This window comes from Brevundimonas sp. GW821-FHT12C05 (assembly GCF_058807475.1).
The window spans coordinates 163,686-172,992 of the sequence record NZ_JBXAQS010000002.1 but is presented as its reverse complement, the minus strand read 5'-3'; the positions used below and the strand labels follow the sequence as shown (position 1 = coordinate 172,992).

Below are 9,307 nucleotides of genomic sequence, written 5' to 3'. Positions count from 1 at the left end.
GGTCGACCTAGGTCGTTCCGGCCGCCTCGGCCTCGCGCTTGAGACGCTGGTTGCGGCGTTCCAGGAACCAGCACAGGACGACCGCCGGGATGCCGACCGCCGCCGTGCCGGCGAAGAAGAGGGCGTAGGCGGTCATCAGCGGATGGCCGGCCTCCAGCCCCTCGACCACCACGCCCGAGAAGCCCTTCAGGAACTTGCCGAGCAGGGCATAGAATGAGCTGAGCAGGGCGTACTGGGTCGCGGTGTAGCCGATGCCCGTCAAGCTCGACATGTAGGCGACTAGCGCCGCGCCCGCGAAGCCCTCCGAGAAGTTCTCGACGAACAGCACGCCGGCGAACATCGGCGTCGACAGGCCGACCATCGCCATGAGGGTGTAGCCGAGGTTGGACATCGGCCCGATCAGGGCGCCCAGCAGCAGGGTCGGTCCGAAGCCGAAGCGCACCGCGCTCAGTCCCCCGGCCGCGATGCCGACGAAGGCCGCGACCAGACCGACGCTCAGGCGCATGGCGCCGATCGCCTCCTTGGTCAGGCCCAGGTCGATGTAGAACGGCCCCACCATCGGACCCATCACGAAGTCCGGCAGGCGATACAGGCTGATGGCCGCCAGCATCAGGAAGGCGGCGGCCTTGTGCGTTTTCAGGAAGTTGATGAAGGGGCCGACGACGACGTCGAACATGCCTCGCAAGGTCCACGGCGGCGCGCCGCCCGTGGCGGCGGCGATCTCGCGCCGGTCGATCGGCTCCTTGGCGAACAGGGTGGCGCCGATGGCGATGGCCATGGCCGCGCCCCAGATGGCGTAGGCGCCGTTCCAGCCAAACCAGCTGGCGAAGAAGAGGATCAGCGCATTGCCGGCCAGGATGGCGAAGCGGTAGCCGAGCTGGAAGGCCGAGGTCAGCAGACCCATGTCGTCTTCGTTCTCGGCGCTCTCGATCCGCCAGGCGTCCACGACGATGTCCTGGGTCGCCGAAGCGAAGGCGGTCACCAGCGCCGCGGTTCCCAGCGCCGTCAGGCCGCCCTCCGGCCCGATGATCGCCATGGCGATCAGGGCGCCGCCGACCACCAGCTGGGACAGGATCATCCAGCCGCGCCGTCGACCCAGCTTGCCGAGCAGAGGGACATCGAACCGGTCCACCACCGGCGCCCAGATGAATTTGAACGAATAGGCCAGGCCGACCCAGGAGATGAATCCGATCGCCGACAGGGCCACGTCGCCCTCGGCTAGCCAGATGCTCAGGGTCGCGCCGGTCAGGAGGAAGGGCAGACCCGAGCCGAAGCCGAGCAGCAGGGTGATCAGGACGCGGCCGCGGCCGAGCGCCTTGAAGACGTCACGGGCTCCGGGCTTGCGCGGGGCCTGGGTGGTCGGGTTGTCGGTCATGGCGTCTCCGGACGCCCCCCGGCGTCTCTTGTCAGACGGCGACCTTGGCGCGGACTTCGCGGTTCGTCCAGCGGCTGAGGGCGGAGCGCAGCGACTCCAGCTCCAGCGGCTTGACCAGATGGTCGTTCATCCCCGCCTCGAGGCAGGCCTTGCGGTCCTCAGCGAAGGCGTTGGCGGTCAGGGCGACGATGGGGGTGCGGTCGCCGCGGGCGCGCAGTTCCCGGGCGGCGGTCGGGCCGTCCATGCCGGGCATGCGCATGTCCATGAAGACCAGATCGTAGCGGGCCCGCTTCATCGCCTCCAGCGCCTCGTCGCCGCTGGCGGCGGTCTCGACGGCGCAGCCCTCGCGCTTGAGCAGGGTCGAGGCCAGCAGGGCGCCGACGGGGTTGTCCTCGACCAGCAGGACCCGCGTGCCCGAGAAGCGGCCGGGCAGGACGCGGTCGTCGTCGGCGGGCGGAGCGGGCGGTGGTCCGGGGCGCGACGCGGTCTGGCTGCCGGCGGCGGCCAGCACCCGTTCGGCCAGCGAGGCCCGGCGCAGCGGCTTGATCAGATAGCCGTGGAAGCCGGCCGAGCGGTAGCGGGCGATCAGGTCGCGCTCGGACGGTTTGAGCAGGACCACGGCGCGGCTGTCGGCGGGGCGGACGGCGAGACCGTGGATGCTCTCGCGGGCCGCGTGGTCGACCAGGACGACGGATGCGCCGTCCACGACCGCGCCGCCCGAGGCCTCGACCTGGGACGTGGCGGTCCGGCGCACGAAGGGGTCGGGGCTGACCACGCTGACCGTCAGTCCGGCCAGGGGGCGGCCGCGCTCGGCGTCGGGAGCGGCGTCGAAGTCGGCCTCGAAACGGAAGCGGGCGCCCGGGCCGTCGGGACGGTCGGCGACCGAGACGGAGCCGTCCATGGCGGCGGCCAGTTTGCGCACCACGGCCAGGCCCAGGCCGGCGCCGCCGAAGCGGCTGGCGTCGCTGGCGTCGACGTGGCCGAATTCCTCGAAGATGCGTTCGCGCGCTTCGGCGGGCACGCCCGGGCCGGTGTCGTCGATGACGAAGGCGAGGCGGGGCCTTCCGGCGGTCCCGCCGGCGCGCTCCACGGCGATGCGGACCCCGCCCTCGGCGGTGAACTTCACGGCGTTGCCGGCCAGGTTGAACAGCACCTGACGCAGACGCCCCTCGTCGGCCAGGACGTCGGGGGCGTCGGCGTCGACCGACCAGGCGATCTCCAGGCCGCGCTCATGGGCGCGGGGGCTCAGCAGTTCGGCGACGCCGCGCACCAGGGATTCCAGATCGACCCGGGCGGCGTCGAACTCCAGCTTGCCGGCCTCCAGGCGGGCGTAGTCCAGCAGGTCGTTGACCAGACCCAGTAGGTGTTCGGCGGACGACCGCGCGGCCTCGGCGTAGGCGCGCTGGGCGCCGTCCAGCCGGGTGCGGGACAACAGGCCCAGCATGCCGATGACGCCGTTCAGAGGCGTGCGCATCTCGTGGCTCATGAGGCGCAGGAACTGTTGTTCCGCTGACGCCCCGCTCGTCGCCTGCGGGGGTGTCGCCGTCGCCTTGTCCGTCCGTCGCCGCGCCATGCCGGTCTCCCTCAAGCACAGCCTGCCCTGAAGACGTTAAGACATCACCACGCGGCGGTCGGCGAGAACGGCGCGGAGGTATCGGCGCGGCGGGCCTCGAAGGCGCCTTCGGCCTCGGTGGTGCTGCGGCGGTAGATCAGGGCCTCGGCCACGTGACGGCGCAGCACGCCGTCGCAGCCGTCCAGGTCGGCGATGGTGCGGGCCAGCCTCAGGGTGCGGGTCCAGCCGCGCGCGGTCAGGCCGCCGACCTCGCCCGCCTTCATCAGCAGGGCCCGGCCCGTCTCATCGGGAGTGGCGAAGCGGTCCAGCGTCTCGCCCGAGGCCCGGGCGTTGACGGCCTGGTCCTGCGCCGTCTCGGGATCGATCCCGGCGGCGCGCAACCGGTCCGCCTGCATCAGGCGGGCGGTCAGCACCCGGGCCGCGGCCTCGGCCGTGCCTTCGGCGGGCGGAGGCAAGGCCATGTCGGACGCGGTGACCGGCGGGGTCTCCACCGTCAGGTCGATGCGGTCGAACATCGGGCCCGAGATCCGGTTGCGATAGTCGCGCTGACAACGCGGGGCCTTGCCGCAGGCGCCGCGCCCGGCCCCGCCCATCCCGCAGCGGCAGGGGTTCATGGCCGCGATCAGCTGGAAACGGGCCGGATAGCGAACGTGGGCGTTGGCGCGGGCGACCACGATCTCGCCCGTCTCCAGCGGCTGGCGCAGGGAATCGAGCGCCTGCGCCGAATACTCCGGCCTTATGGAGCAAAGCCACCCACGAGCCGCCTAGACTAAGTCATTGTTCCCAATACGTTCTCAGGCATGGTTCATCATGCAATTTCCGAGGACGCGGACCACCCGAACCTGTTGAACGGGCTGGTCGCCAAACGCGCCGAACTCGCCGGCCAGATCGAGGCCAACCAACGGCAGCTTCGCAAGCTGATCGTCGAACTTGACGCGATCGAGGCCACGATCCGCATCTTCGATCCCGACATCGACATGATGGCGATCCACCCGCGTCCGGTCCCGCCGCGTCACGCGGCGTTCAAGGGTGAGGTGACCCGGATCGTCTTCAAGGCGCTGCGGGAGGCCAAGCAGCCGCTCACGTCGCGCGACATCGCCAAGATTCTGATGCGCGAGCGGGGGCTGAACGTCGATGACCGGGATGTCGTCGTCATGATGACCAAGCGCGTCGGCGCCTGCCTGAAGACGAAGAAGAACCAAGGCTACGTCCGCTCGATCGATCTCGAAGGCAGCAACCTCCTGGGCTGGCAGATCATCCGGAAGGGGGAGCGATGACCACGCTGGCGTTCTTCCAGGGAAGCCGCCTCTACCAGATCACGCCTGATCGTGAGGGGGGAGGTTTCGTCGGGCTCCGCAACGGCCGTGTGGTTGCGACGGCGCCTGACCGGGCGGGCGTAGCGCGCGCGTTGATCCTGGGCGCGCGCCGGTGGGCCTAGAGCGCGGGGCTTGCGATTAGAGCGTCCCTCACATGGCGCTGCACGTCACCCAGGTTCACGAGCGTGAACGCCCCTTGGGCGCTCACCTTCTCCACGTCATCGGCCAGATGCTTCAGGGCTTCCCGGTCATAAATGACGTGGTCGGCGTATGGCGGCCAGACCAGCAGGAAGCGTGTGGTGGGTTGCTCGTCATGGGCCAACGGGCTCCAGAGGTGATGCCGGGAGACCACCGCGTTCGCGCTCTCGAAGGAGAAGCCGGCATCAATGAGCATCTTTGCGACGCGCATCAGACAGAGGTCCGTAAACCCGTATCGGGTCCAACCCGCCCGAGGTGCTGGCGGATCGTTAGCTTCAGCGTCCGATGCGTAGAAGCCAGGAAGCATGCCGACGCGCCCTAGCAGGCCGCGCTTGAGATAGGAGCGCAGGCCCTCGTAGCCGATGCCCACGATTTCGGCGGCACGAGCAGTAGTCACGGCGGGAAGGTCAGAGAGCATAATAATCGGTCCTATTGGGACCGTTTCTGGCATGTCCGAAAAACGGTGTCAATAGAACCGTTTTGGTTGGTGAATGTTGGGGACGGCTCTTGGTCCCGGTTTGTTCTTCAGGGCCGCCGGTTGTATGGTTGATCAACCGCCGATTCTCGAAAGGCTTCCAATGCCCAAGGCGACCAAAGACCACGCGGGCGCGTCCGCGTCGTATGTCGAGCAAGGCTGGGACAGCCTCACGGACGATCAGCTTCTGTTGGTTCAGTGGTCGACCGACGATCCAATGTCCCTGCCAAACATCTATCCCTCGATCCCGACCGACCTGGGCGAGTTTCAGATCGAACTCGCATACGATCTGGCTCCGGAGGATGCTGCTGTTCCCTGCGCTCACTGTCCGCAGCATCAGCCACATCGGCATGGGTTCGTTCTTCGGGATACTCAGGGGCGACGCTTCCTCCTCGGCAGCACCTGCGGACCGAAGGCCTATGGCACGGATTACCGTTTGGCCTCGAACGCCCGAACGCGGACGAAGCGCCGCTACGATGTGCTGACGCGCTGGCTTCGTCTTCGAGACGACCTGCCGGCTAGGATCGACGAGTTGGCCGCTATCGCTTCGAGCGGCCAAGCGCGCGTCCTGCGGGCGGGACGGAACAGGCTGGAGCAAGATGCGCCGCGCACAGTCGCCAAGCTTCGCGCCCTAAGGCCGTCCGACGTTGGATCGGTCCTGCGCCTGGTTCACACCACCGAGGCCCGCGACGACGCGGCCGAAGAAGCTGTGATGGGCGAGTTCCTGGTCGAGGTCGGGAAGCTGATGGAACTCGGGCTGAACAACCACGAATACACACGCCGCCACGCTCAACTGAAGGCGCGGCTAGGTGCCGGCCAGCCAATCATGAAAACCACCGAGTTCGATCACGGCGGACTTCAGGGCGCCGATTGGATTCGCGCGGACCGATGCCCATCGAGCACCCTGACTGACATTGTCGCGCGCCTTAGAGGGCTCGTCGCAATCGGGCAGGGGACTCAAGACAAGCCCACTCCCCGCCTCTCCCAAATCGTCCGTCAGGCGGACGTCGATCTGGAGGTTGCTGAACACTGTGTCGACGCTATCGAAAGCGCCAAAGAGTTCTTCCAACCTGGGCATCTTTCGAAGCTGTGCGGCTGGCTAAACGGAGGGATTAACTCGCCAGGGTTCGCGCTCGCCAGTGGAGCCAAATGGGAGGTGACGGAGAGTCGGCGTCCTCCAGTTGCGATTGATCTTGGGCCATTCGTGACCTGAACCGCGCTTGCGCCGCTATTAGATTTTCCAGCGCGTATCCACGGGCTTTTCCAACACAACATCAAAATATCCGGCGACGGCATCAGCTCCTTGGACGTGCATCGCAGCGATGATGTGCCCCACGTAGGCCTTGCCCTGGGCTTCGGTCATCTGTCCTGACCGAATGCCATCCCACACAGCGTCGAGAAACTTCATCATTTGATTGTCGAAAGCGGCCGTCAGATCGCCCTTCTGCGTGATGCCTTTAGTGGCCATCTCAACCTCTGCTTTGTTGTGCCGTCTATCTATAGGTGATTCACTGGCAGCGTTCGCGTGATTCGCAGCAATTTTCGCAGTCGGCATTTGGCGATGTTCGTTGGCCGATCTAGCTTAGAGGCATTCCAACTCTTGCGAACCGAGGCCTTAGAAATCCGCAGACCGAATAGCCCCTCTGCAAATCAGGCTGGCGGTTCACGTGGTGGATATGCGCCGCCGTCGGAGTGGCATGTCGAGTCGGTTTCTGACCTACTTGAAGGAACACCTCGGGGCCATTTCGGCGCCAAGCAAAGCGACTGGATTAACGCGGTCACCCAAGGGGCTTCCGGTGAGGCTGGAAGCGTGTTCGTCGCCGGCGACACATCTCTGCTGAAGCGGCCGTGCATCGCGGTCATCGGGGCTCGAAAAGCCTCTCCTGCTGGAACGCAGCGAGCCCAAAAGCTTGCCCGACAGTTGGTCGCCAATGGGGTCGTTATCGTTTCGGGCTTGGCTGAAGGCATAGATACCGCCGCCTTGAGTGCCGCCATTGAAAGCGGAGGCAGTGTCGTTGCGGTGATCGGCACGCCTTTGGATCAAGCCTATCCGGCGAAGAACAAGCGCCTCCAGGAAGAAATCTATCGCGATCATCTCCTGGTATCCCAATTTCGTTCAGGCGGGCGCGTCTTCCCCTCGAACTTCCCGGCGCGCAACCGAACCATGGCTGCACTGTCCGATGCGAGCATAGTGATCGAGGCGTCGGACACTTCGGGAAGTCTTCACCAAGCAGCCGAATGTGTGCGCTTGGGGAGGTGGCTGGGGATAGCCAAGAGCGTCATCGACGACCCAAACCTGACATGGCCCGCCCGCTTCTTGAGCTACGACAAGTTCGTGCCGCTTGAGAACACCGAGCAGATGCTGCGGACGATTTACGGCTGATGGCGCTCTGGCTCCACGTGCACGGCGGATATCCGAGCTATGCCGGAAATGCCGAGGATTGGACCAACACCGACTACGACGCCATGAAGCTGGTTAAGGCGCTCAAGGGACAACCCTTCAAGGGCTACGCTCAGCTTCAAACCCCGAGTGGTCAGTGGGTGAGAATCGAAGCGAATTCTAGGACGCCAGCATTCCGTATTTTTGGCGAGTGGGCGGCAGGCAAACTCCGAGAACTCGGGCTGGCGGAAGGGGTGCTCATGGCCGTTCCGTCGTCGGGATGTGTGGCATTTGGTTCGGATGCCAAGGGCCGCGCGCTTGCGGACGCGATCGCCACCCGGCACGCCGGTTTTAGGGTGATCGACGGACTCCACTGGCGACAAGAACTAGGAAAAGCCGCTGCGGGCGGAACGCGAGACGCGGCCGTCTTGCAAGCCAACCTTGTCGTTTTGGACGGCCCGCCGAGCCACATCGTGCTTGTTGACGATGTTGCGACCAGCGGCGGCCACCTGTTGGCGTGCGCGCGAGCACTTCGGGAGCGAGGACATTTTGTCGAGCACGCATTGTGCGCCGCTCAGACCGTCAACACTCATCCAGCCAATATGTGGGCGATCGACAGCCGCGACCTTGAGGCCAATCCGTTCGAGAATCTTTTTCTCGATTTCTGAGATCGTTGGATCTGAATGAGGACCATGGACCCCGAACAAATGGAAGTGTCGCTCATCTCCGGATCGGGTGACCTAGACCGGGAAGACCCCGCCTATCAGGCCAGCCTCAAGGAAGTTGGTGGAGCCCTAAAGGCTAGTGGGACGCCCGTTCGGGAACTGGTCCTCATGAGGAAATCCGCCGACTTGCACTCGGTCCACATGGGGACGTTCTTCATCCAGACGATAATGCCTGTTGGCATAACAGCCATTGCCACCTGGATGGCTGCGCGAGCCGGCCGGAAAGTGCGGATCAAGATCGGAGATGTCGAGGTCGAAGGCTCAAGTGTTGAGGAGGTCAAAACCCTCCTGCGAGCCGCCAAGCAGTTTCGCGATACCGACCCCTGACCACCTAGTAGACGATCGCCATCACCTGCTGCGACGGATTGCAGTTCGCGGCGAATAGCGCGCTAAAACTCTGATCGGACGGCGTCGTGGAGAATGTGTCGGCGGCAATGAACGGGACGAATCCCGTGAAGCCGCCGAAGCCGTTTCGGGCGTTCACCTCGCCGCACACGGCCGAGTTCTCCCACGTCCTGGCGCCGCCCGCGACATGGACGATCACCAAGTTGCGAAAAGTGACGCTGCCGGGGTCGCGCATTTGGGCCTTGAAGCGTCCCAACGTGTCGAGGGCGGCCGCCCGATACGCATACTCGCTGTTGTCGGATGTCGCCGGAGCGGTCCTGGTGGGCTCAGGGGTTGCGGACACGGCGCCGACGGGTGTGCCGATCGATTCCTGTCTGCCGGCCGTCGATACAGCACGCAGCTGGGCTTGGGGTCTTTCGCCCATCACGAGCGGCAGAAGGAGCACGGTGACCAGAACGCCACTCAAGAAGACGACGGCCCAAACCAGGACGGTGCGCAGCATGTCTAAGCCCCAAACAATAATCTGTAGGCTATAGCCCGTGGTTTAACGGTCGATGAAGCTGTCGCCTGCGCGCATGAACGGGCGCGCCCTGGTGGCTTGGAATCTTCGAAAGCTGCGGACGGAACGGGGCATCTCGCAAGAGCGGCTGGCCGCCGATACCGGCGTGGATCGTGCTTACGTCAGCGAACTCGAACGCGGCCTGGGCAACGCGTCGGTCGATCTGCTGGACCGTTTAGCGGAGGTGATGCGGGTGCCGCTGGCGGCCTTCTTCGCCGAGCCTGATGATCCGGCTACTCCGCCCTCGCCGCTACCGAGCGGCCGGCATCCCAAGGTGGGTTAGATCGTCAGGGTGCGTTTGTGGAGCGACGCCACTCGCGCGAATTCTCGGTCGATCGAGTGCGGCGGGGCTCTCGGTGGC

11 protein-coding genes and 1 pseudogene are annotated in these 9,307 nt (G+C 65.5%); 6 read left to right on the top strand and 6 right to left on the bottom strand.

Going from position 1 to position 9,307, the window contains the following annotated elements; all coding sequences use genetic code 11:
• Positions 1 to 7: 7 nt before the first annotated feature.
• From AC1RRF_RS10175 to AC1RRF_RS10165, 3 genes and pseudogenes are all read right to left on the bottom strand, one after another.
• Positions 8 to 1,375, bottom strand: coding sequence for an AmpG family muropeptide MFS transporter (locus AC1RRF_RS10175; RefSeq protein WP_492834321.1), 1,368 nt, complete (start codon positions 1,373 to 1,375; stop codon positions 8 to 10).
• A gap of 31 nt (positions 1,376 to 1,406) precedes the next feature.
• Positions 1,407 to 2,948: a response regulator gene (locus AC1RRF_RS10170; RefSeq protein ID WP_492834320.1), complete on the bottom strand. Its 1,542-nt coding sequence runs from the start codon at positions 2,946 to 2,948 to the stop codon at positions 1,407 to 1,409.
• Positions 2,949 to 2,992: 44 nt separating this feature from the next.
• Positions 2,993 to 3,682 (bottom strand): annotated as a pseudogene (locus tag AC1RRF_RS10165) (ATP-binding protein); the annotation flags it as partial.
• Positions 3,683 to 3,793: 111 nt separating this feature from the next.
• On the opposite strand from AC1RRF_RS10165, the gene AC1RRF_RS10160 reads away from it, so the two are divergent.
• Complete coding sequence (locus AC1RRF_RS10160; RefSeq protein ID WP_492834319.1) at positions 3,794 to 4,225, top strand: hypothetical protein; 432 nt, start codon at positions 3,794 to 3,796, stop codon at positions 4,223 to 4,225.
• Positions 4,226 to 4,382: 157 nt separating this feature from the next.
• On the opposite strand, the gene AC1RRF_RS10155 is transcribed toward AC1RRF_RS10160, so the two are convergent.
• Positions 4,383 to 4,880, bottom strand: coding sequence for a hypothetical protein (locus AC1RRF_RS10155; RefSeq protein WP_492834318.1), 498 nt, complete (start codon positions 4,878 to 4,880; stop codon positions 4,383 to 4,385).
• A 160-nt stretch (positions 4,881 to 5,040) separates the two neighbouring features.
• Here AC1RRF_RS10155 and AC1RRF_RS10150 point away from each other — a divergent pair, with 160 nt between their 5' ends.
• Positions 5,041 to 6,150 carry a hypothetical protein gene (locus AC1RRF_RS10150; RefSeq protein WP_492834317.1) on the top strand — a complete coding sequence of 370 codons (1,110 nt, stop codon included), beginning with the start codon at positions 5,041 to 5,043 and terminating at the stop codon, positions 6,148 to 6,150.
• 18 nt (positions 6,151 to 6,168) lie between these two features.
• Here AC1RRF_RS10150 and AC1RRF_RS10145 read toward each other — a convergent pair whose 3' ends face one another.
• Positions 6,169 to 6,405 (bottom strand): hypothetical protein, encoded by a 237-nt coding sequence (locus AC1RRF_RS10145; protein ID WP_492834316.1) that lies wholly within the window; start codon positions 6,403 to 6,405, stop codon positions 6,169 to 6,171.
• A 342-nt stretch (positions 6,406 to 6,747) separates the two neighbouring features.
• Between AC1RRF_RS10145 and AC1RRF_RS10140 the strand changes: the two genes are divergently transcribed.
• The 3 genes from AC1RRF_RS10140 to AC1RRF_RS10130 are packed head-to-tail and all read left to right on the top strand — an operon-like array spanning position 6,748 to position 8,369.
• A complete protein-coding gene (locus AC1RRF_RS10140) occupies positions 6,748 to 7,320 on the top strand; it encodes a DNA-processing protein DprA (protein WP_492834315.1) in 573 nt (190 codons plus the stop codon).
• Positions 7,320 to 7,985, top strand: a complete 666-nt coding sequence (locus tag AC1RRF_RS10135) for a hypothetical protein (RefSeq protein ID WP_492834314.1) — start codon at positions 7,320 to 7,322, stop codon at positions 7,983 to 7,985. The genes AC1RRF_RS10140 and AC1RRF_RS10135 overlap by 1 nt, the downstream gene beginning before the upstream one ends.
• A 24-nt stretch (positions 7,986 to 8,009) precedes the next feature.
• Positions 8,010 to 8,369 carry a hypothetical protein gene (locus AC1RRF_RS10130; RefSeq protein WP_492834313.1) on the top strand — a complete coding sequence of 120 codons (360 nt, stop codon included), beginning with the start codon at positions 8,010 to 8,012 and terminating at the stop codon, positions 8,367 to 8,369.
• 4 nt (positions 8,370 to 8,373) lie between these two features.
• Here the strand turns inward: AC1RRF_RS10130 and AC1RRF_RS10125 are convergent, their stop codons facing one another.
• On the bottom strand, positions 8,374 to 8,889 hold the full coding sequence (locus AC1RRF_RS10125) for a hypothetical protein (protein WP_492834312.1): 516 nt from the start codon (positions 8,887 to 8,889) through the stop codon (positions 8,374 to 8,376).
• Between the two features lie 52 nt (positions 8,890 to 8,941).
• On the opposite strand from AC1RRF_RS10125, the gene AC1RRF_RS10120 reads away from it, so the two are divergent.
• Positions 8,942 to 9,229: a helix-turn-helix domain-containing protein gene (locus AC1RRF_RS10120; protein WP_492834311.1), complete on the top strand. Its 288-nt coding sequence runs from the start codon at positions 8,942 to 8,944 to the stop codon at positions 9,227 to 9,229.
• Positions 9,230 to 9,307: the final 78 nt, after the last annotated feature.

What these genes read in the sequence shown, in the direction of transcription:
- AC1RRF_RS10175 (WP_492834321.1), bottom strand. Translation starts at nt 1,375, where the DNA reads ATGACCGACAACCCGACCACCCAGGCCCCGCGCAAGCCCGGAGCCCGT.
- AC1RRF_RS10170 (WP_492834320.1), bottom strand. Translation starts at nt 2,948, where the DNA reads ATGGCGCGGCGACGGACGGACAAGGCGACGGCGACACCCCCGCAGGCG.
- AC1RRF_RS10155 (WP_492834318.1), bottom strand. Translation starts at nt 4,880, where the DNA reads ATGCTCTCTGACCTTCCCGCCGTGACTACTGCTCGTGCCGCCGAAATC.
- AC1RRF_RS10150 (WP_492834317.1), top strand. Translation starts at nt 5,041, where the DNA reads ATGCCCAAGGCGACCAAAGACCACGCGGGCGCGTCCGCGTCGTATGTC.
- AC1RRF_RS10145 (WP_492834316.1), bottom strand. Translation starts at nt 6,405, where the DNA reads ATGGCCACTAAAGGCATCACGCAGAAGGGCGATCTGACGGCCGCTTTC.
- AC1RRF_RS10135 (WP_492834314.1), top strand. Translation starts at nt 7,320, where the DNA reads ATGGCGCTCTGGCTCCACGTGCACGGCGGATATCCGAGCTATGCCGGA.
- AC1RRF_RS10130 (WP_492834313.1), top strand. Translation starts at nt 8,010, where the DNA reads ATGGACCCCGAACAAATGGAAGTGTCGCTCATCTCCGGATCGGGTGAC.
- AC1RRF_RS10125 (WP_492834312.1), bottom strand. Translation starts at nt 8,889, where the DNA reads ATGCTGCGCACCGTCCTGGTTTGGGCCGTCGTCTTCTTGAGTGGCGTT.
- AC1RRF_RS10120 (WP_492834311.1), top strand. Translation starts at nt 8,942, where the DNA reads ATGAAGCTGTCGCCTGCGCGCATGAACGGGCGCGCCCTGGTGGCTTGG.